Source organism: Amycolatopsis sp. NBC_00438, from assembly GCF_036026695.1.
Lineage (GTDB): Bacteria > Actinomycetota > Actinomycetes > Mycobacteriales > Pseudonocardiaceae > Amycolatopsis.
Window position 1 is genome coordinate 8495830 of sequence record NZ_CP107923.1, and the last position, 20677, is coordinate 8516506.

At 70.0% G+C, this 20677-nt stretch carries 19 protein-coding genes; 5 read left to right on the forward strand and 14 right to left on the reverse strand.

Annotation, left to right across the window (positions count from 1 at the left end; translation table 11 throughout):
• Nucleotides 1-41: 41 nt before the first annotated feature.
• The 12 genes from OG494_RS38880 to dusB form a co-directional block, all read right to left on the reverse strand.
• Nucleotides 42-1505, reverse strand: a complete 1464-nt coding sequence (locus tag OG494_RS38880) for an LCP family protein (protein WP_328459159.1) — start codon at nucleotides 1503-1505, stop codon at nucleotides 42-44.
• 1083 nt (nucleotides 1506-2588) lie between these two features.
• Nucleotides 2589-3293, reverse strand: a complete 705-nt coding sequence (locus OG494_RS38885; RefSeq protein WP_328447346.1) for a GGDEF domain-containing protein — start codon at nucleotides 3291-3293, stop codon at nucleotides 2589-2591.
• Nucleotides 3294-3413: 120 nt separating this feature from the next.
• Nucleotides 3414-3977 (reverse strand): isopentenyl-diphosphate Delta-isomerase, encoded by a 564-nt coding sequence (gene idi / locus OG494_RS38890; protein WP_328447348.1) that lies wholly within the window; start codon nucleotides 3975-3977, stop codon nucleotides 3414-3416.
• Nucleotides 3978-4059: 82 nt separating this feature from the next.
• A complete protein-coding gene (locus OG494_RS38895) occupies nucleotides 4060-4893 on the reverse strand; it encodes an alpha/beta fold hydrolase (protein WP_328447350.1) in 834 nt (277 codons plus the stop codon).
• A gap of 35 nt (nucleotides 4894-4928) precedes the next feature.
• Entirely contained in the window at nucleotides 4929-8120 is a 3192-nt protein-coding gene (locus tag OG494_RS38900) for an NACHT domain-containing protein (RefSeq protein WP_328447352.1), read from the reverse strand.
• Nucleotides 8121-8130: 10 nt separating this feature from the next.
• Complete coding sequence (locus OG494_RS38905; RefSeq protein WP_328447354.1) at nucleotides 8131-8658, reverse strand: cysteine hydrolase family protein; 528 nt, start codon at nucleotides 8656-8658, stop codon at nucleotides 8131-8133.
• Entirely contained in the window at nucleotides 8655-10091 is a 1437-nt protein-coding gene (locus OG494_RS38910) for a purine-cytosine permease family protein (RefSeq protein ID WP_328447356.1), read from the reverse strand. Before OG494_RS38910 ends, OG494_RS38905 begins: the two co-directional genes overlap by 4 nt.
• On the reverse strand, nucleotides 10088-10966 hold the full coding sequence (locus OG494_RS38915) for a PfkB family carbohydrate kinase (RefSeq protein WP_328447357.1): 879 nt from the start codon (nucleotides 10964-10966) through the stop codon (nucleotides 10088-10090). Before OG494_RS38915 ends, OG494_RS38910 begins: the two co-directional genes overlap by 4 nt.
• Nucleotides 10963-11964 (reverse strand): ADP-ribosylglycohydrolase family protein, encoded by a 1002-nt coding sequence (locus OG494_RS38920; RefSeq protein ID WP_328447358.1) that lies wholly within the window; start codon nucleotides 11962-11964, stop codon nucleotides 10963-10965. Before OG494_RS38920 ends, OG494_RS38915 begins: the two co-directional genes overlap by 4 nt.
• Nucleotides 11961-12653, reverse strand: a complete 693-nt coding sequence (locus OG494_RS38925; protein ID WP_328447360.1) for a GntR family transcriptional regulator — start codon at nucleotides 12651-12653, stop codon at nucleotides 11961-11963. The genes OG494_RS38920 and OG494_RS38925 overlap by 4 nt, the downstream gene beginning before the upstream one ends.
• A gap of 32 nt (nucleotides 12654-12685) precedes the next feature.
• The gene (locus OG494_RS38930) at nucleotides 12686-13345 is read right to left on the reverse strand and encodes a VC0807 family protein (protein ID WP_328447362.1); all 660 of its coding nucleotides are present in this window, start codon (nucleotides 13343-13345) and stop codon (nucleotides 12686-12688) included.
• 190 nt (nucleotides 13346-13535) lie between these two features.
• A complete protein-coding gene (gene dusB, locus OG494_RS38935; protein WP_328447364.1) occupies nucleotides 13536-14675 on the reverse strand; it encodes a tRNA dihydrouridine synthase DusB in 1140 nt (379 codons plus the stop codon).
• A gap of 85 nt (nucleotides 14676-14760) precedes the next feature.
• On the opposite strand from dusB, the gene OG494_RS38940 reads away from it, so the two are divergent.
• Nucleotides 14761-15603 carry an SAM-dependent methyltransferase gene (locus OG494_RS38940; protein WP_328447366.1) on the forward strand — a complete coding sequence of 281 codons (843 nt, stop codon included), beginning with the start codon at nucleotides 14761-14763 and terminating at the stop codon, nucleotides 15601-15603.
• 4 nt (nucleotides 15604-15607) lie between these two features.
• Here the strand turns inward: OG494_RS38940 and OG494_RS38945 are convergent, their stop codons facing one another.
• On the reverse strand, nucleotides 15608-16021 hold the full coding sequence (locus OG494_RS38945) for a MarR family winged helix-turn-helix transcriptional regulator (protein WP_328447367.1): 414 nt from the start codon (nucleotides 16019-16021) through the stop codon (nucleotides 15608-15610).
• A gap of 52 nt (nucleotides 16022-16073) precedes the next feature.
• Here OG494_RS38945 and OG494_RS38950 point away from each other — a divergent pair, with 52 nt between their 5' ends.
• From OG494_RS38950 to OG494_RS38965, 4 genes are all read left to right on the forward strand, one after another.
• The gene (locus OG494_RS38950; RefSeq protein ID WP_328447369.1) at nucleotides 16074-16670 is read left to right on the forward strand and encodes a TIGR03086 family metal-binding protein; all 597 of its coding nucleotides are present in this window, start codon (nucleotides 16074-16076) and stop codon (nucleotides 16668-16670) included.
• The gene (locus OG494_RS38955; RefSeq protein WP_328447371.1) at nucleotides 16667-17632 is read left to right on the forward strand and encodes a Gfo/Idh/MocA family protein; all 966 of its coding nucleotides are present in this window, start codon (nucleotides 16667-16669) and stop codon (nucleotides 17630-17632) included. Before OG494_RS38950 ends, OG494_RS38955 begins: the two co-directional genes overlap by 4 nt.
• A gap of 60 nt (nucleotides 17633-17692) precedes the next feature.
• Nucleotides 17693-19564, forward strand: coding sequence for a DUF2339 domain-containing protein (locus tag OG494_RS38960; protein WP_328447373.1), 1872 nt, complete (start codon nucleotides 17693-17695; stop codon nucleotides 19562-19564).
• A 72-nt stretch (nucleotides 19565-19636) separates the two neighbouring features.
• Nucleotides 19637-20029 (forward strand): TIGR03667 family PPOX class F420-dependent oxidoreductase, encoded by a 393-nt coding sequence (locus tag OG494_RS38965; protein WP_328447375.1) that lies wholly within the window; start codon nucleotides 19637-19639, stop codon nucleotides 20027-20029.
• On the opposite strand, the gene OG494_RS38970 is transcribed toward OG494_RS38965, so the two are convergent.
• Nucleotides 20026-20583 (reverse strand): superoxide dismutase, encoded by a 558-nt coding sequence (locus OG494_RS38970; RefSeq protein WP_328447377.1) that lies wholly within the window; start codon nucleotides 20581-20583, stop codon nucleotides 20026-20028. The two genes, OG494_RS38965 and OG494_RS38970, sit on opposite strands and share 4 nt — an antisense overlap.
• Between the last annotated feature and the right edge of the window lie 94 nt (nucleotides 20584-20677).

Genomic DNA, 20677 nt, shown 5'->3' on the forward strand with positions numbered 1-20677 from the left:
GGGTGAACCGTACGTGAACCCGGACTAACGATCGTCGCGACTCAGCCGGTGGTGCTGGTCTTCTTGCTCGACGAGGTCTTGGAGGTCGTCTTCGACGAGGACGACGACTTCGACGAGGACGACGACTTCGACGAGCCGGTGGGCGGCGGCTGCTCGCTCTGCGGGATCGGCGCGTTCGGGTCGGGCAGCGCGGTGTTGTTGCGCAGCGCGTCGAACAGCGTCTTCGCCTTGCTGCGGACGAGGACCTCGTTGCCGCGGGTGTTGGGCAGACCGACCGTCGGCACCGTGAGGAACGAGATCTTCGACTGGTCGAGGCCCTTCATCGACTGCGCCAGCGTCATCATCTGCTTGACGCCGAGGTTGTCGCCGAAGGTGGCCTTCGCGAACGCCGTGATGAAGTCGCTGAGCTTGCCGGGGTCGAGGACGACGTCGGACGACATGACCTTCTTCAGCAGCGCGCCGATGAACGCCTGCTGCCGCTTGATCCGGCCGTAGTCGGACGTCGGGTCGCCCTTGACGTGCCGCGCGCGGACGAAGTTCAGCGCCTGGTCGCCGGAGATCGTCACGTCGCCGGTCTCCAGCAGCACCTTGCCGAGGATGGTGTCGTCGATCGGGATCTCGTTGTGGACGGTGACGCCGTGGACCGCGTCGACCATCTCCTTGAAGCCGTTGAAGTCGATCCCGACGAAGTGGTTGATCCGCAGCCCGGTGATCTGCTGGATCACCTTCGTGATGCAGGGCGGCCCGCCGACCGCGTACGCGGTGTTGAGCTTCGCGATCTTCTGGCCGGGGACCTTCTCGTCGGTGTCCTTGTTCTGCGCCGGGTCCCAGCGCTGGCAGTCGGGCCGGTCGATCTCGAGGTCACGCGGGAACGACGTGACGACGACCCGCTGCCGGTCGGCCGGGATGTGCGCCACCATCACGGTGTCCGAGCGCGCGCCCGGCGTGCTGTCCGCGGTGCCGACGCCTTCTTCGGCCCCCGCGCCGTCGCGGGTGTCCGACCCGACCATCAGGAAGTTCTCGTCGTTGGCCTGCGCCGCGGCGTCCTGGATGTCGGACGAGTTCTCGTCGAGCGCCGAGATCTGCGTGAACTTCGCGTCGAAGTAGGTCTGGGCACCCCACGCGCCGCCGACGCCGAGGAACACGAGCCCCGCGACGACCGCGGCGGCGATCCGCCCGAACCGGCTCGCCCGCTCGTTCTTGCGCAGCTTCTTCTCCTGCAGCCGGGTCTGCGCGGCCAGTTCGGCGGCGTCGACCTCGGGCTCGTCGGCCGCCACCGGGGTGACGACGCGCTGAAGCGCCGTACGCGTGCTTTCGATCAGGGAAGCCGGGGAGAGCCGCTCACGGCGTTCGCGCCGCTTCGCCTCTTCGGCGTTCCCCTCGTCGTGCGCGGCCGAGAACCGGGCGAGGGTGTGGTCGATCTTGCGGCGGTACTGCGTGGCCTCGTCGATCGCTTCCATCTCGTCGGTCATGGTCAGCGGGTCGAGCTCGGCGCGCGACGGCACCGCGCCCACGGCGGGCGCGTCGGCCTGCGGGTGCCGGAGAGCGGTGGTGTCGGACGCCGCGGCCGCGGGGCGCTGCGCCGGTGCGTCGGCCTGCGGGCGTCGCGGCGCGGTGGTGTCGCCGGTGGGCCGGGCGCGTCCCGGTGCCGAAGATTCCTTGGCCGCAGCGCGCTTGGCGGCCGGCGAGTCGGCCGGCGGGCGCCGCACGGGCGGGGTTTCCCCAGCGGGGCGGACACGTCCCGGCGCCGACGACTCGTTCGCGGCTGCGCGCTTGGCCGCCGGGCCGTCAGCGGGCTTCGGCGGGGCAGTTGGTGGCCGCTTCACCGGAAACGCGTCGGGCCCCGGGGGGCGCTGGAGTGCCGGCGCGTCCGGCCGCGGCGGCACGGCGCCGTCCGGAGCGGGCGCCGGGCGGCGGAGCCGGCGGGGCGGCTGTGGCGCGGCCGACGTCTGCTGCTGACCGGGGTTCGTGGCCGGTGGGCGGCGCTGGAGCGGGGCCTCGGGCTGCGGGGCGGCGGCGGTCGAGCGGCGGGGCTGCCGCGGCCGCGGGGGGCCCGGTTGCCGCGTGGCGTCCGCGGGTGCCGGGTTGTCCGAGGCGGGCTGCACCGGTCGCGGCGCACGCGCCCGGGGCGACTGCGCGGCCCGGGGCGGGGCGGCCGGCTCGGCTCCGTGCGCGCGGTGTCCTGGCTGGTCAGTGCGGTCCTGCTGGTCACGCTGCGGGACGGGCCGGACGCCGGTGGTCTTGGCGACGACGTCCGAAACGCTGATCCCGCCCTGGTCCTCCATGGACCGGCGTCTGCCGCTTCGGGGTCGCGCTGGACCATCGACGTGGCGACCGGTTCCCGGGCTGTCGTGCTCGTCCGGCACTCGGTCTCCTTTCGCGCGGTCGCAGGGCGGCTCTTCGACTAGGCCGTCTTCCCCCGCCAGAGGTGATCGTTCCCCCGGAGGTTTTCGTTATCGTACGGATACCCCCCGTTCGTGACGACACCCTCCCGGAATTTTCTTCACCTTGAGTCGACGAACGGCCGCCTGGCGTCGACAAACGGGTGAAGGCGGCATTACGCAATCCGGGGTAATCCGGAGTTTACGTTACTCTGAGTGGGTTATTAACCGAGTCGTTTGTTCGTCGTGATAGGCGACTTTGTTCCGCCCGGCACGTTTCGCGGCGTAAAGCAAGGTGTCCGCGCACCGAAGCTGACGCTCCGGGCTGGGCTCCGCGTCCGGTTCGGTCGCGCAGTCGTGGGCAAGCCCGGCACTGATCGTCACGCGCAGTCCCGGCTGAAGTTCTGACCAGGGGTGACGGGCGACGCGCACCCGGGCGGCGTCGACGATGCGAACGGCGGCCCCGACGTCGACGCCGGGCAGCCACAGCACGAACTCCTCGCCGCCGTACCGGGCGCAGAAGCCGTCTTCGGGCAGCTCCTCCTGGAGGAGGTCGGCCACCCGGCGGAGGACGCGGTCGCCGACGAGGTGACCGTACGTGTCGTTGACGCGTTTGAAGCGATCGAGATCGATCAACGCGATCCCCAGCGGCGGCCGCGGCCGGGCGGTCTGGCGGCCGGTGAGCGGTCCGTACAGGCGCTCGTCGAGGTACCGGCGGTTGTAGCTCGACGTCAGCGCGTCGCGCAGGCTGCCGTCGCGGGCGATGTCCAGCGCGGAGCGCAGGTGCTGGTAGGCGCGGCGCCAGTCGCCCTGGGTCGCGAGCAGGCTCGCGACGGTCTCGTGGAGGCGGAGCAGGTCCGGCGGTCGCGGCCCGCCGGCCCGGCGCAGCGCGCCTTCGTCCTCGGCGACCATGCCCACCTCCACCACGCATTGGTTGTCGTCGTAGAGGTGGCCGCGCTTGAGGTGTGGGTACGGACGAAAGTGAATTTCGCTCAAACGGGAGGCCGATGGTGACTCAACGGAGTCGGGTCGTCAGAGGTCCGAGAACGGCGCGATGCCCTTGAGCTGCGCGTACTGGTCTTTGGCCCAGTAACTCACATTAGCCGTCTTGTCGTTCAGCAACTCCGTGTAGTCGCGCCACGGGATCCAGCGCCACCCGCCGACCTCGGCCGGGTTCGGTTCGGGGTCGGTGTCGGCCCAGGCGGCGAACACCGGGCAGAACTCGTTTTCGACGATTCCCTCGAATGGCGGCGTCCGGTACCGGTACTTGGGCAGCACGCAGTGGAGGTCGGCCAGCGACGGCAGCCCGATCTCGTAGGCGGCGCGGCGGCGGACGGCGTCTTCGAGGGACTCGCCGGGCGCGGGGTGCCCGCAGACGCTGTTGGTCCAGACCCCCGGCCAGACCTTCTTGTCGTGGGCGCGCTGGGTGATCAGCAGGGCCTGGTCGCTGCGGCGCAGGACGTAGCAGGAGAACGCCAGGTGCAGCCGGGTGTGCTCGTGGTGGCTGGCCAGCTTGGGCCCGGTCTCGCCGGTGGGCACCCCGTCCTCGGTGACGAAGACGACGCGCTCGGTCTCGGTTTCGGTCGCGGTATCCACGCGTCCCAGTGAACACGACCGCCACCGGACGGCCGTACCGCAAGGCGGGTGGCTGCGACGCTCACGGCAGGGTGATCGGCTGTTACCGCGCGTTGAGGTGCTCGACGAGCAGCGTCGTCACGGCTTCGGGTGCCTCCTCGGGTGCCCAGTGCGTGACGTCCTCGAGCATCTCGAAGCGGTAGGGCCCGGTGACCCAGTTGCCGGTGTCGAGCGCGGCGGTCGAGCCGAACGAGACGTCCTCGGTGCTCCAGACGTACAGCGTCGGCAGGTCGATCTTCCCGATCTTCCCGCCGGGCCGGCCCGCGCGGTACCAGTTGAGCGCGGCGGTGAGCGCCCCCGGCTCGGACAGCCGCTGGATGTACTCGTCGACCTTGCCGGGCGAGATCCGCCGCTCGAACATGTCCCGCAGCGCCCGCCCGTTGTTCTCCAGCATCCGGCGCTCGGTGACGCGCGTCTGCCGCCACTCGGTCATGTACTGCGTCCGCAGGTACTGGTCCTCGTCGTTTTTCATCGCGGCGGAGAGAGCGGCGGGATGCGGCGTCGAGACGACGGCAAGACTGCGCAGCCGTTCGGGGTGCGCGTCGGCGGTCCACCAGGCGACGGCCCCACCCCAGTCGTGCCCGACGAGGTCGAACTGCCCCCACCCGAGCTTGTCGGCGATGGCGACGACGTCCCCGACAAGGTGATCGATCCGATAGTCGGCGGCCGGTTCGGGCCGCACCCCGGGCGAGTACCCCCGCTGATCCGGCGCGACGGCCCGGAAGCCGAGCACCCCGAGCGTGGCGACCTGGTGCTCCCACTCGACCGCGGCTTCGGGAAAACCGTGCAACAGCATCACGGGCCGCCCATCTTCGGGCCCGGCGGCAATGGCATCGAAAGAACCGGCTTCGGTGGTGACGCTGATGTGGTCGATCACAGGCCCGAATCTACTGGCCGCTGGGGAACGCCAGGTCAACGGTCTGACTGGTGGCGAACCGCAAGCCGACGGTTTGGATCTGTCACTCGTTCGACGGTGCTATCAGCGCCCAGCCGATCGGCGCCCACTAGTTGGACCAGGTTGCCCAGTCGAACGTGGAGCCCGGATCGTCCAGCGAGTGGACGCAAATCCAGCTCGCATCTACCGGTCACTGTCAGGACTTCAAGGTCTTTCAGCTCGGCGAGGGGCGTCATGTCTGGTGCAGCGCATAGTTCGCGCAACCGTAGATCCTTCAGCCGCCGCAGTCCGGAGAGGAGTGACAGATCGGACAGCGCGGTCGCTGTAAGTTCCAGGCGGCGGAGCTGGGTCAGGTCCGCGACCGGCGCCAAATCGACAGCCGGACACCCGGTTAGCCGAAGACGCTGAAGTCCACTTGCCCAACGGCTCAGCAGTGTCACATCCTCAAGGACTGTGCATCCTTTGAAACTCAGGGAATCCGGGGCGGTCAAGAACGCCAGAGGTGAGAGATCGGTGAGCTGGACGACGTTGTTCAGCGACAGTGAACGCAAACTGGTCAATGACGAGAGATTGGCCAGGTGGGCTGGATCTCCGATCTGGCTCAGCTGAAGATATTTCAGGCGGGGAAGGTCGGCTAGTGCTTCCCAGCCGTGAGTCGTAATTTTGGCGACGATCGATGTCAACCCAGGTACGCCTGCGAGTGGAGTGAGATCGACTGACTGGGGCATTGGCGGTCCGCACAGTGCCAGTCGGGTCAGTTCTGTGCCAGCTAGGGATGGCAGGTCGTAGCCGGCGGCGTCGGCGACCTCGAGCGTCTCGAATCCTTGCAGGTCACGGATGAAGTGCAGCTTCCCGTAGCCGTTGTCGAACTGGCATCGGAGAGAGGTGAGATGTCGCAGATACTTCAGGCTCACGAGCATCGCCGGGTCGTGCACGCTGATGAAACCGTCCAGCAGGGGGGACTCGGCGAGTACTCGTTCCGCGTATTCCGCGTAGTCGAACCTGGCCCACGCCCTGATCAGTTCTCCTGCGACGGCCAAATCCTGACTGGCGGCGTATCGCGCCAGCAGGTCGAGGGCCTCCGAGTTGCCGATCAGTGCGGCCGCACGAATCACGAAGGGCAGTCGTGAAGGTTCCGGTTTGCAGTCAGCCAGCAGGTCGAGACCGAATTCTCCGGCTGTGGCAAGCGCCTCGGCCTCTATATAGCTGGATGGCGGGATCAATGTGCTCGCCCGGCTTTCGATTTCACCCCGTAGTCGCTGGCTCAACTCGGGCGATGTCTCCAGACAGGCCAGTGCCACCAGATCGAGCTTCAGCCGCCGTGGTTGAGCTACCCTTCTCTGGAGAATGCCATCCAGCAGGCGCTCCCGTTGAGCTAGGTAGCCGTGACCGGCGGCCATCACTACTACTTCCCGCCATCCGTCCCGATGGGCATTGGCTGCGAGGACGCCGATATCGTCCGCCTCGACAGCAGCTTGCGCTGCTAAGTACTCCTGAAATGTCCGGTGTACGAAGTCGACCCGATCGGGCAGTGGTTCGCGCAGCACGCCACCGCGGACGAGGAGGTGGCGGAACACGCGGCGTGGACTCGCGTTGATCTGGCTCATCACGGACAACTTCGCCGCCAGTTGACTTTCGGCGTCCGCCACTGGAATGTCTGTGTGGCCGTTGCGGACCAACCAGTATGCGAGATGCCGCAGTAGCACTAGTTTCTCAGTCAGGGAAAGCCGCACGGGCGAGTCGATCCGCCGCTCAACGTCGCGGCTGTCGAGCAGCATACGCAGCGCGACTTCGTACAGTTCTATGCGGTTGTCGGGTAGTCGTCCGTTGCCCTCGTGGTGAAGGGCGCAGAGCAATGCGCACAGCAAGGGGTTCTCGGCGAGACGTCGCAACGTGCGGCGTGCGCCAATAGCCTCTATCAATGTGTCCCGTTGGCTGTCCAGGGCCTCCCCCGGAAACGCGGCGTGCCAGCGCGTGACGAACGTTCGGACGTCGAGTGGTGTCATGGGCTGGAGCGCCACTCCGATGAAGCCCTCGCCGCGCAGCCAGTCGGGAGCCACGGCGGCCGGGCGGGTGGTGATGACGTACCTTGCCCGTGGGAACGTCGCGACGAGTTCGCGGAGCCAGTCGCGTACTTCGCGACGTCGATCATCCGGTAGTTCATCGAGGCCGTCAACGAGCAGGACTGCTCGCCCTCGACGTAGACGCTGCTGAACCCAGCCGTCCGGCATCTCGTCAGCTATGTGCCTGCCGACTTCGCCGAGGAACTGTTCTGGCGTCGGTAGCTGAGATCGGCTGAACCGTCGGAGCCGCAGCAGGAACGGCTCAAGGTCCGCCCACCCCTCGACGTCTTGCAATCGCCGGCTCGCGCACTGGACAGCGAGCCATTGCAGAAGCGTTGTCTTCCCTGAACCTGCCTCACCGCGAAGTAGAATTCGGCGGGTTCGTGGCAGGACCTGCTCGATCCGGTCGGCCGCCATACCGTCGCGATCAGCAGTGACGTTCAGACTGAGGTACGCGACCGATAGTGGATACAGCCGGGTCGCATCGGCTAGGCCCGCGCCGAACAGCGCCATTCGGTCAAGCGCTGTCACCACTTGGCGGCGGAAGTCTGCGGCGAAGTCGTCCTGGCTTCTGCGTTCGGGTAGGGCGGCGAGTACTTTCCGAACAGTTTCGAGAATCTCCGTTTCTCGTTGGAGAATCTCGATGAGCGCGCCCTCCTGGAATCGAGGCAGTGTGCTCGTGACTTGTACCAGATACGCGCAGGACTCTCGGAGGACGTGCTCGTAGAGCTCGATAGCGTCGGACGACAAGGCGAACTCGTGCGGGACGCCCGGGACGGTTCGAAGGAGATATCGGTACAGGAACGCCGCGTCGAGGTCGGTCGCGAACAGGTCTTCGTCGGTCAGAGCTGCACGATCGAATGTTTCGCGGGCCGCCTCCACGGCCGCAGTCCGCTCGTTATCCGCCAGCGCGCGATACTCGATGTCGAGGAACGGCAGGAGGCGGTCAGCAACCCTCGACTCGAGATTGGTGAACAAAAGTCTGAGCTTGCGGCGGTCATTGAGGCCAGTGACCTGCTTCTCAAGCAGGTCGAAGACCTTCGCAGAGGCATCTGCGGCTATGGTCCGATCTCCAAGCCATACTTTCGCAGCCGCTTTGACGACAGCCGTGGTCAGCGCGATCGCCGACACTTCCAGTCCACTCACCGAGGTGAGCCTAGCCGACCACCTCCTCCGACGTGGCCACCTTCACCAGCGGGCCGTACAGGCGCAGGATGTCCAGCGTCTTCGCGTGGCTCTCGTCGTCCACTCCCGCGCACGCGTCCGAGACGACGGTGACCGCCACGCCCGCGTCCGCTGCCGCCAAGGCTGTCGACAGTACGCAGCAGTCTGTCGATACTCCGGCCAGCACCAGGCGTGCGCCGCCCACTCGGGTTGCCAGGCGTGGGGTCCACTTGCCGAATGTGGTCGCGTCCACTGTGGATGTCGGCTGGAACTCGGGGATTACTTGGTACAACGGCGACTCCGGTGGTTGCAATGCGAACGGCCACCGCGCGTAGTACTGATTCCACGCGCCTTCGGGGCGATCAGGCGCGATGAACCGGGTGAACACGACGTCATTGCCGAACGCCTTCACCAGGCGGTGGATCCGGGGTACCACCTCGGCGAAGCGCGGCGTGAACCACTCGCTTGCCGGGTCGGCGAAGATGTTCTGCAGGTCGATGACCGCCAGGATCGACCTCACGCTGCCTCCTGGGCGCGGATCCGGCGCTTTGTCGCCAGCGTGACGGCGAACCCGAGCACCAGCGCCACCAGGACGCCGAGGTTGGCGAACGCCCACGAGCCGTCGCGGCCGCCGAGGCCGAACGGTTCCAGCAGGTAACCCTGCCAGTTCAGCCAGCCCGCGGACGTGTTCGTCACCAAGCCCCAGCCGACTGCCGTCGCCACCAGGATCAGCGCGATCGGCCCGACCCGGACGTCGCCGTAGCGGCCCGCTCGGTCGAACAGGTCCTGCTCGGCGTAGTCGCGGCGGCGCAGCAGGACGTCCGCCAGCATCACCCCGCACCACGCGGCCACCGGGACGCCCAGCGTGACCAGGAAACCCTGGAACTGCCCCAGGAATCCGTCGCTGAAGAAGACGATGTAGATCGTGCCGAGCACCATCAGCACGCCGTCGATGAGCGCCGCGATCGGGCGGGGGATCCGCAGGCCCGCCGAGAGCAGTGCCAGCCCGGACGAGTAGATGTCCAGTACCGCGCCGCCGACCAGGCCCAGCACCGCGACGATCGCGAACGGCACCAGGAACCACAGCGGCAGCAACGTCGTCAGCGCGCCGATCGGGTCGAGGCCGATCGCTTTGCTGAGCTCGGGCGACGAGCCGGCCAGCAGCAACCCGAACACCAGCAGCACCAGCGGCGCCACCGACGCGCCGAACGTCGTCCAGCCGATCACGCCCCGCCCGGACGACGACCGTGGCAGGTAGCGCGAGTAGTCCGCGGCCGCGTTGACCCAGCCGAGGCCGAAGCCGGTCATCAGGAACACGAGCGCGCCGATCCACTGCTGCGCCGAGCCCGACGGCAGCGCGCTGACCGCCGCCCAGTGGACGTCACCCGCCACGAGGATCACGTAGACGATCGTGAGCACGCCGGTGATCCAGGTGATCCACGTCTGCAGTTTCATGATCGCGTCGAAGCCGAGCACGCCGGCGCCGACGATCAGTACCGCCACCACGATCAGCGCGATCACGCTCGCCGCCGTGCCGTCACCCCAGCCGAGCCGCTTGACGACGGTTCCCGTGGCCAGTGTCGCCAGTGCTGTCAGCACGGTTTCCCAGCCCACGGTGAGGATCCACGAAATCGCCGATGGCAGCCGGTTGCCGCGGACGCCGAAGGCCGCACGCGAAAGCAGCATCGTCGGCGCGGATCCGCGTTTGCCCGCGATCGCGACGAAACCGCACAGCAGGAACGAAAAGACGATCCCGACGACCCCGGCGACCAGCGCCTGCCAGAACGAGATGCCGAACGCGAGCGTGAACGAGCCGTAACTCAGCCCGAGCACCGAGACGTTCGCGCCGAACCACGGCCAGAACAGCCCGCGCGGGCTGCCGCGGCGCTCGGCGTCGTCGATCACGTCGAGGCCGTTGGTCTCCACTTTGAGCTTGCGTTCGGTCGTGGTCATGGCTTTTCCCTGGTCAGTAGGCGGTTGATCGCCGCGCGGTCCGGCGCGGTCGCCGGGCCCGGGCGGGTCACCGAAAGCGCGGCCGCCGCGTTGGCGCGCACGGCGGCGTCGAGGAGGGTACTGCCGCGCAGCAGTTCCGCGGCCAGTACGCCGCAATGCGTGTCACCGGCGCCGTTCGTGTCGACGGCGTCCACGGAGAAGCCCGGGATGTCGGTCGTCCGGCCGTTTTTGTGGACGCGGCAGCCCTTCGCGCCGTCGCGGACGACGGCGACCGGGGGCAGTTCGCCGAGCACCTCGGCTTCGCGCGCGGTGCAGCTGAGAATGTCTACTATGGACAGAAGTTCACGGAGGTCTCCAAGATCAACTTCGGCGATGAGTGGGCCGGGATCGAACAGAATCCTCGAGCCGGGCAGATGAGGCAGCCAAGCGAGGAGCGCGGTTCGATTGATCTCGTGCAACAGACTGTACCCGGTGACGTAGACGACGTCGTCACTCTTTGGGTGGACATGGTCGAGGAGTGCGGGACGCAGCCGTCCTTCCGCGCCGGTGCCGGTCGCGAAGGTGCGCTCGCCCGTCGCTTCGACCAGCACCACGACGACTCCGGTGTCCAGGTCCGGCGTCGGTTCGTGCGCCACTTCGATGCCTTCGCTGGACAAGGCGGACCGGGCGAGATCACCGAAGGCACCGGTGCCGTGGCTGCCGGCGTACAGCACGCGGGCGCCGGACCGGGCGGCCGCGGACATGACGTTGAAACCGCCGCCTGGCAACAGATCCGTGGACGAAGCCAGGACATCTCCGCCGCGAAGGGGCAGCGTCGGCACCGCCATGACCAGGTCGAGCACGACCTGTCCGGTGTGCACCAGCCGCCCGGTCACCGCGCGCGCCGTCTCAGGGTGAGCAGCTCGTCCACGAGCGGCCCGAAGTCGAGGTGGTTCACGGCGAGGACGGTCTCGGCGAGGTCCGCCGGGATGGCGCCGACACCGTGCGCGGCGCCGAGCATGGCGCCGCAGATCGCGGCGACGGTGTCCGTGTCGCCGCCGAGCCCCGCGGCCAGGCGCAGCGCCGCGGCCGGGTCGTCACCCATGGCCTCGGCCAGCGCGAACGCGGCCACGACGGACTCCTGCGACGCGACCGAAGTCCCGATCACCTGGCCGACCGCGTCGGCGACGGCGTCGTGCGTCATGCCCCGCACCCAGCCGCGTGCCCAGCGGATCCGGGCGGCGATCTCCCCGCCGGCCGCCCAGTGCCCGCGTTCCCCGCCGACGACGGCCGCGCGCTCGCCGGCGTCGAGCGCTTCGGGCAGGCTCGCGCCGTCGACCCCGGCGGAGACGGCGGCCGCGACCGCCGCGGCGGCGGCGATGCCGAGGCTGGTGTTGTGGGTGACGCGCGCAGTCGCGACGACCGCGTCGACCAGGGTGTGCAGGTTGCCCGACGGCGTGGCGATGCCGACCGGCGTGACGCGCATGGCGGCGCCGTTGGTGGTCCCGCCGCGACCGGCCTCTTCGGCCGGGACGCCGTCCTGGAGACGGGAAAGCGCGCGTTTCGTCGACGGGCCGAGCAGGTCCGCGGAGCCGCGGCGGACCATGTCCGCCTCCCAGATCAGCAGGGCGTCGGCGAAGACGTGCGGTTCGACGGTGCCGCGGCCGTCGATGAGCAGCCGGGCCAGCAGAATGGCCTGCTCGGTGTCGTCGGTGATCGAGCCGGCGGGCATCGACGGCGCGACCGGCTGCTCGGCGACGGCGGTGAGCAGCCCGGTGACCGGCCCGTAGGCGGCGGCGATGGCGGCGCGGGACATGGACTGCGTCGGCATCCCGAGCGCGTCGCCGACGGCGAGCCCGGTGAACGCGCCGAGCGCCCGGTCCCGCGCGTTCACCGGTGTCCGAAGGTGAGGTGGAACTGGAACCGATCGGGGTCCAGGAGGCTGACGACCCGTTCGACGAGCCGGCCCTCGACGTCGACCGAGGTGCGCTCGGCGCGGAGGAAGAGCTCGCCGATGGCGCGGCCGAGGAGGTCGGCCGCGCAGGCGTCGAGCCGCTCGGTGCTGATCCACTGGTCGCCGCCGGTGGAAATCCGCCCGGCGGCTTCGAGCGTCTTGGTCAGGGAGCCGTCCCGGAGGCCGGTTTCCGGGAGCTCGGCCAGCGGCCCGACCGCGGGCACCGTCGCCGTCTCGAGGGAGATCCCGCGGCTGTGTTCCCGGCGCAGGCGTCGTACCGCGATGTAGTTGTGTTCGCCGAATTCCTCGGCGAGGGCCCGGTCTTCGACGGCTTCGATGCCGAGCAGCTCGGTGGTGACGGGCGCCCCGGCGTCGGCGAGCGCGCGGGCCCAGCCGAGCCGCTGGTCGAGCTGGACCCCGTCGAAGGTGACGAACGAGCCGACGCCGGCCTGGGTGGAGATGAGCTCGAGCTGCTGCAGTTCGGAGAGCGCGCTGCGCACGGTGCCGCGGCTGACCTGGTACTGCAGCGCGAGCTGGTTCTCGCCGGGCAGCCGATCGCCATGGGCCAGCCGCCCGGACCGGATGAGGTCGGAGAGGTCGCCGACCAGCTGCTCCCGCTTGGTGTACATGTACACACCTGTACACCCGTGGTTTCCGCAGGTCAAGCGGCGACGAGCGCACGGTCGTCCGTCTTGGCCTCGTTCGCGACCATCTCGCCGGCCTCGGCGCTCATCGCCCCGGCCACGACCATGATCACGGCGAAGGAACCGATGAACAGGACGGTGCTCAGCCACACCATGGTCTCGACGGGCAGTGTGAAGGCGCCGACAACACGAGCCGCGCTCTCCAGCACGAAGCCGATACCCCAGACGAAGCTGGCGCGACGCAGGACGGTCTCGAACCGGCGGTTACCGGTGAGGCGCTCCCAGGCGCCCTCGTGGTCGGCCTTGCCGTGGGTGAGGAACGGGCGCAGTGCCTTGGTCATGATCGGCTGCGCGGTGAACGCGGAGATCAGGATGACGAGCCCGGTGATCCCGCTGCCGATCGAGTCCTTGGCGATCATCATCCGCGCGTCCCCGGCGACGAAGGTCAGCAGCATCCCGACGACGTTGGTCACGAGCACGACCAGCGCGAGGCCGTTGAGGGTCCGGTGCTTGGCGAACTGGAAGAGCGTCCGGGCCAGCGGGACGACCCCGCTCAGCGCGAGCGAGAGGAAGACGCTGAAGCCGAGCGAGTGGAGGCCGTAGTAGACCCCGGTCGGCACCGCGATCTCGACGGCGAGCGTCTGGAGGAGCGAGGCGGGAGCGCTGTTCTTCGTCATGGGAAGAGCTTGGCGCGGCAGGAAGACCGGTGAGGATGCCGTCCGCCACGACTTCGGGCTGACAGATGTCATGGGCGCGCCCGGACGAAGTTCGCGAGGTCGGTGCCGTGGGCTCAGAGCTGCGCACCGGCCGGAGAAGGATCTGGCGCAGCATGAAGAAGAGGCGGCGAACGTCGCCGCGGGGAGGCCGTCAGCCGCCGGAGTGCATGTCTTCGGTCTCGGGGACGCAGTCGTCGTCCGGATCGTCGAGCCAGCCGTGCGGCAGCGTGACCTTGCCCGGGGAACCCTGGCGCCCACGCGGGCCGTCGGCGTTGTCGGGGAACGGGGCGTCGTGGTCGAGGCGGCCGATGAGGTCGTCGAGTTCGGGGAGGCCGGACACCATCGCGAAGCCGCGGCGGAGTTCGGCGCCGACCGGGAAGTTCATGAAGTACCAGGCCATGTGCTTGCGCAGGTCGCGCAGGGCCTTGGTCTCGCCGTCGTGCTGGATGAGCAGCTCGGCGTGGCGGCGCAGCACGCCGGCGACCTCGCCCAGGTTCGGCGGCGTCGGCAGCGGGCGTCCGGCGAACGCGGCTTCGAGCTCGCCGAACAGCCACGGCCGGCCCAGGCAGCCGCGGCCGACGACCACGCCGTCGCAGCCGGTCTCGGCGACCATGCGCAGGGCGTCGGCGGCGGAGAAGATGTCGCCGTTGCCGAGCACCGGGATGCTCGTGACGGCTTCCTTGAGAGCGGCGATCTTCGTCCAGTCGGCCTGGCCGGAGTAGCGCTGCGCGGCGGTGCGCGCGTGCAGGCTGACGGCGGCCGCGCCCTCGGCCTCGGCGATGCGGCCGGCGTCGAGGTAGGTCAGGTGGTCGTCGTCGATGCCGACGCGGAACTTCACCGTGAACGGCACGTCCCCGGCGGCCTTCGCGGACTCGCGCACGATGTCGCCGAACAGCTTCCGCTTGAACGGCAGCGCCGCGCCGCCGCCCTTGCGCGTCACCTTCGCGACCGGGCAGCCGAAGTTGGAGTCGACGTGGTCGGCGAGCCCCTCGCCGACGATGATCCGGACGGCTTCGGCCATGGTCTTCGGGTCGACGCCGTAGAGCTGCATGGACCTGGGCTTTTCATCCGCCCCGAAGGTCATCATGTGCATGGTCCCGGGGTGCCGTTCGACGACGGCCCGCGCGGTGATCATCTCGCAGACATAGATGCCGGCGCCGTACTCGGCGCACAGCTGCCGGAAGGCGACGTTGGTGATCCCGGCCATGGGCGCGAGCACGACCGGCGGATCGACCTCGTACGGGCCGATCTTCAGCGCGGGCTTGCTCAGCAGGGCGGTCACGTCCTCCATTGTCACCTGTGCTGTCGATCACGTCGACCAGGGGCCGGAGTCGGATCCCCGTGAACGGTTCTCGTGGACGCCACGTGTTCGGGGGGTGGAGGCGAGACGCAGGGAGACGGCCGGTCCGAACGCGCCGGTCGGGGTGGATCCGAGCCGGGCCAGCGTCGCGCGGATGTACGACTTCGTGCTCGGCGGGAAGGACCATTACCAGGTCGACCGGGACGAGCTGGGGCGGCTGCAGCGGGTGCTGCCCGAGGTCGCGGACCTGGCCCTCGAGAACCGCCGGTACCTGATCCGCGTCTGCCGGTTCCTCGCCGAACGCGCCGGCGTCGACCAGTACCTCGACTGCGGGTCGGGCCTGCCGACGACGGAGAACGTGCACCAGGTCGTCCAGCGCGTCGAAAAGCTGTCCAAGGTCGTCTACGTCGACAACGACCCGGTCGTCGTCGCGCACGGGCGGGCGTTGCTCGAAGAGAACGACCGGACCCGGTTCATCAACGGCGACATCTTCGCGCCCCGGACGATCCTGGGTCACGATCTCGTGCGCGAGCACTTCGACTGGTCGCGGCCGCTCGCGCTGATGTTCGTGGCCGCGCTGCACCACCACAAGGGCGATCGGCACCGCCCCGCCGAGATCATGCGCGAGTACGTCGACGCGCTGCCCGCGGGTTCGTACGTCGCCATCTCGCACCTGTTCGACCCCGGCGAGGGCGACGACCACGACGCGGTGGCGGCCTTCCAGCAGGCCGTCGCCAGTGGCTCTCTCGGCGGCGCGACCGCGCGCACCGAGCGGGAGATCGAGGAGCTGGTGGCCGGCCTCGAGATCGTCGACCCGGGGATCGTGCTGCTCGCGAACTGGTGGCCGGACGGGCCGAGCCTCAAGCCGCTCAACTCCGCCCAGCGGCTCATCGCCGGCGTCGTCGCGCGCAAGCCCTGACGCGCTATTCCTCGGCGAGCACCTGCGCCGCGCGGAGGAACGCCGCCCGGTCGGCGGGCGGCAGCCGGGCCAGCAGCCGCTCTTCCTTCGCCTGGATCCGGTCCTGCGCGGCCCGCCGCCGTTCCCGGCCCGTGGGCGTGATCTCCAGCAGGCGGACGCGGCGGTCGGCGGGGTCCGGCTCGCGGCTGATCAGGCCGTCGTCCTGCAGCTCGTCGAGCGTGCCGATGATCCGCGTCTTGTCCGCGCCGATCGCCTGGGCGAGCGCGGCCTGGGTGCGCACCGGGGCGTCGTCGAGCGCGCTCAGCACGACGTAGCCCCACATGCTCAGCCCGTGCTCCTCGAGCACCGGCGTCTCCAGCGCGACCAGGCTGCGCACCAGCCCGCCGAGCATCGCCGCGAGATCCGGTCGCTTCGCCATGCGCCGACCTTAACGGCTTGACAGATAATAAGCGTGCGTAGACGATAGGCGTATGCGTATCAATGAACTCGACGCCGTCGCCACCCGGACCAGCCTCGATCTTGTCGCCCGCAGCACGCCGGCCGACTTCGCGAGGCCGACGCCGTGCGCGGCGTGGACCCTCTACGGCCTCGTGGCCCACATGACCACCCAGAACCTCGGCTTCGCCGCCGCCGCGGGCGGGGACGGCGACCTCGCCCATTGGAAGCTCGTCTCCCTCGGCGACGACCCGATCGCCACCTACCGCGACTCCGTCACGCAGGTCCTGGACGCCTTCACCGCCATCGACCGCGAGGAAATCCCGCTGCCCGAGTTCAGCACCGAGGTCACCTTCCGGCCGGAGCAGGCGCTCGGCTTCCACTTCGTCGACTACGTCGTGCACTCCTGGGACGTCGCGCGCACCCTCGGCCTGCCGGTCCACTTCGACCAGGACGTCCTCGACGAAGCCCTGCGGATCACCGAATCCGTCCCGGGTGGACAGTCGCGGCTCGTCCCCGGCGCACCCTTCGGGCCGGCGGCCGACGCCGGCGAGCTGTCCGGTTTGGACCGCGTCGTCGCGCTTCTCGGCCGTTCGCCGAACTGGCCGGAGGATCTAGAGTCGGCGGCATGACGACCACACCCCTGCGCTGGGGAATCATGGGCACCGGCGGGATCGCCGGCGCTTTCGCGGAAGACCTGAAGCTGACCGACTCGGGCGTCGCCGCCGCTGTCGGATCGCGCACCGCCGGGAGCGCGGACGCCTTCGCCGACCGGCTCGGCATCAAGACCCGGCACAGCAGCTACGAAGCCTTGGCCGACGATCCCGACATCGATGTCGTCTACGTCGCGACGCCGCACCCGATGCACCACGGCAACGCGCGGCTCGCGCTCGAAGCCGGCAAGCACGTGCTCGTCGAGAAGCCGTTCACGATGAACGCCGAGGAGGCGCGTGACCTCGTCGCGCTGGCCCGGGAGCGCGGCCTCTTCCTGATGGAGGCGATGTGGACGCGCTTCCTGCCGCACATCAAGCACGTCCGGGAACTCCTGCCCCGGCTCGGCGACGTCGTCACGGTCACCGCCGACCACGGGCAGTGGTTCGCCGAGGACCCGGCCTTCCGGCTGTTCGCGCCGGAACTGGGCGGCGGCGCCCTGCTCGACCTGGGGATCTACCCGGTTTCGTTCGCGTCGATGGTGCTCGGCACGCCCGACCGCGTGCTCAGCATGGCGGCACCCGCGTTCACCGGCGTCGACGCGCAGACGTCGATGCTGTTCGGCTACGCCGGCGGCGCGCAGGCGGTGCTGAGCTGCACGTTGCGCGCGGTCTCCCCGACCACGGCGACGATCGTCGGCACGGACGCGCGGATCGAGATCGAAGGCCCGTTCTACGCGCCCGCGTCGTTCACGCTCATCCCGCGCGAAGGTGACCGGAGCCGCTTCGAGTACGTCGACGAGGGCCGCGGCCTGCGGCACCAGGCCGACGAGGTGGCGCTGCGGCTGGCCGCCGGCGAGGTCGAGAGCCCGCACATGCCGCTCGACGAGACGGTCTCGATCATGACCACGATGGACCAGGTGGTGGCCGCGACCAGGACGTGACCGGGGTTTGAGTAGTGCTACGGATCCGCAGGTGGGGGCCGGTGCGTGACGCTGTGCGGTATGACCACCGACGCGAATGTGCTCCTCCGGCTCGCCGGCGAGATCGACGACCTGGGGCGTCGGCTCGCACTGGTGGGTTCCGAACTGCGGACCGCCCAGGGCGAGCCGGCGCCGCCGAAGCAAGCTGAAACGCCGAAGCAGGCTGAAACGCCGAAACCGGCCGACGCGCAGCCGCGACCGCGGGCGCCCCGGCCGGAGGAGACGATGCCGCCTCCGCAGCCCCAGCCCTACCCGATGCCCCCGCCTCCGCCGCCCTGGCCGCCGCAGTACCAGTGGCAGCCGCCCCAGCCCCCGCCGCAGCAGCGGTACTTCACGCCCCAGCCGCCGCACCGGCCCGTTCCGCGGCCGACGCTGGGCGAGAAGCTCGGCAAGGAAGGCGCGGGCAGCCGGGTCCTGGCGTGGGTCGGCGGTGGCGTGACGCTGCTCGGCGTCGTCCTGCTGCTGGTCCTGGCCGTGCAGCGGGGCTGGCTCGGGCCGCTGCCGCGGGTGCTCGTCGGCGCCGCGTTCGGGCTGGCGCTGACCGGCGCCGGCGTGTGGCTGCACCGCAAGCCCGCCGGCCGCACCGGCGCGTTCGCGCTGGCCGCCACCGGCATCGCGACGCTCTACCTGGACGCCGTCGCGGCGACGTCGCTCTACGAGTACCTGCCGGTGCTCGCCGGGCTCGCGATCGGGCTGGCGATCACCGTCGGCGGGCTGCTCGTGGCCGTGCGCTGGGCCTCGCCGCTGCTGGCGTCGGCCGTGGTCGTCGGGTGTGTCGTGTGCGCGCCGATGATCACCGGCGGGTTCACCGCGGAACTGGTCACCTTCCTGCTGATGGTCCAGCTCGCGACGACGCCCGTGCAGCTGCGCCGCGACTGGTCGTCGCTGGCGCTGGCCGCCGGGATCCCGCCGCTGCTCGCGTCCGTGATCGCCACCGTGGTCGAGGGCGCCGGCGGCAGCTGGGCCACCACGGCCGCGGCGGCCGGGACGTCGGCCGCCGGGATCGCGCTCGCGCTGATCGTGCTGCGGCGCCGGGAAAACGACCCGGCCGCCCTGTCGCTGCTGGCGACGGCGGTCGTGCCGACGCTCGTCGCCGCGCTGCTGCTGCCGAAGATCCAGGCCGTGCCGGTCGCGGCCGGCGCGGGTGTCGTGCTGCTCGCGGTGTGGGCCACGCGCAAGGTCTGGAGCGGCCTCGCCGGGCAGCTGGCCGGGCTCGCCGGGCTGCTGGCGATCCTGCAGGCGACGGTCACGCAGTTCGACGGCCCGGCCCGCGCCGGGGTGCTGCTGGGCGAGGCGCTGCTGCTCGTCGTGGCCGCGCTGGGCGGGCGCAACCGCCTCGCGCTCGGCGCCGCACTCGGCTTCGCGACCCTCGGCGGCCTGATCGGCGTCTTCTTCGACGTCACGCCGGCGCTGCTGATCCTCCCGCGGCCCCGCACGACCGCCGACCTGACCGGCGCGCTCGCGGTGTCGCTGCTGATCCTCGCCGTGTCCGTCGCGCTGCCGTGGGCGGCGGCAAGGCTGGAGATCTTCAAGGGCCCGTCCGACGACCTGCCCGTGTGGCTGCTGGCCGGCGTCGCGGCGCTGTACGGCGCCGGCGGGGTCGTGCTGAGCGGGTCCCTGCTGGCGCTGCCCGGCCGCACCGGGTTCCTGCTGGGCCACGCGCTGATCACGGTGTCCTGGACGGTCGCCGCGCTCGTCCTGCTGCTGCGCGGCATCGACCTCGTGGCGCTGCGGGTGATCGGGCTGGTCCTGGTCGGCGCCGCGGTGCTGAAGCTGGTGCTGTTCGACCTTTCCGCGCTGGACGGCCTGGCACGGGTCGGCGCGTTCCTCGGCGCCGGGCTGGTGCTGCTGGCGGCCGGCTCGCGGTACGCCCGGCGCGTCGCCTCGCGGTAGAGCGGGAAGAAAATGTCGGTGCCGCGTGGTTACCTGGATCACAAGTCCGACCGATCAGGGGAGCACGAAGCCATGGCAGCACCGAAACTCGCCGACCGCGCCGGGGAACCGATCGGCTGGCTGACCACCGTGACGCCGAAGGGGCGGCCGGCGCCGCGGCCGGTGTGGTTCGTGCTCGACGGTGACGACATTCTGGTGTTCAGCCGGCCCGACACCGCGAAGCTGCGGCACATCGAGGCGAACCCCGAGGTCACGCTGAACCTCAACAGCGACGACCACGGCGGTTCGATCCTGGTGGTGAACGGGACGGCGCGGATCGAGGAGGGCAAGGCCTCGGAAGCGCCCGGTTATCTCGACAAGTACGGCCCCCGTTACAGCGCCATCGGCTTCGAGACACCGGATGCGTTCGACGCGGCGTACTCCGTGCGCATCCGCGTGGTGCCGGACCGTTCCTGGGGCTTCTAGAAGGCGACGTCCAGGCAGGCGAGGCGGGCGCCGGCGGTGCCCGCGTGGCCGGGCTCGGTGTGCGTGTGGGTTTCGTGCAGCACCACGGAGCCCGCGCGCCGCGCGTCGAACTTCCAGTCCACAGTGGACCGGGCGAAGCCGGTGCCCAGCCGGTCGGTGGTGAAGTCGAGCCAGATCTCGTTGCGGGGGTTCGCGTACGCGGGGTCGACCGACGGCTTCACGGGGTCCGGCACGTGCTGGAAGTGCGGCCCGGCGGCGTCACCGGTGGCGCCGCACGGCCGCGCGTGCGCGTGGGCGCCGTAGGAGTGGCCCGGCGGCAGGCCGGTGACGACGAGGGAGGTCGTCGTGCCCGCGTGGGCGCCCGAGAGGCTGAACACGTGGGCCCGGGCGCCGGCCGGGACGAGGTCGGGGCGGTACGTCACCGCGTGCGCGCCGGGGGCGTACGCGGTGAACGTGCCGCCCGCGGTCGTGGTGTGCACGGATGACGCCGCGGCGACACCGGGAACCAGGACAGCGAGAGCGGCGGCCACGACGACGGAGGGGAGAAGGCGCATGGTGCTTCTCTAGCGGGCGCGCGCCGGGCCCCGCCATGATCGTCACGCCAACGAGTGACGCCCTTCTCAGAAGGTGGGCGCTCCCGGGTCCGCG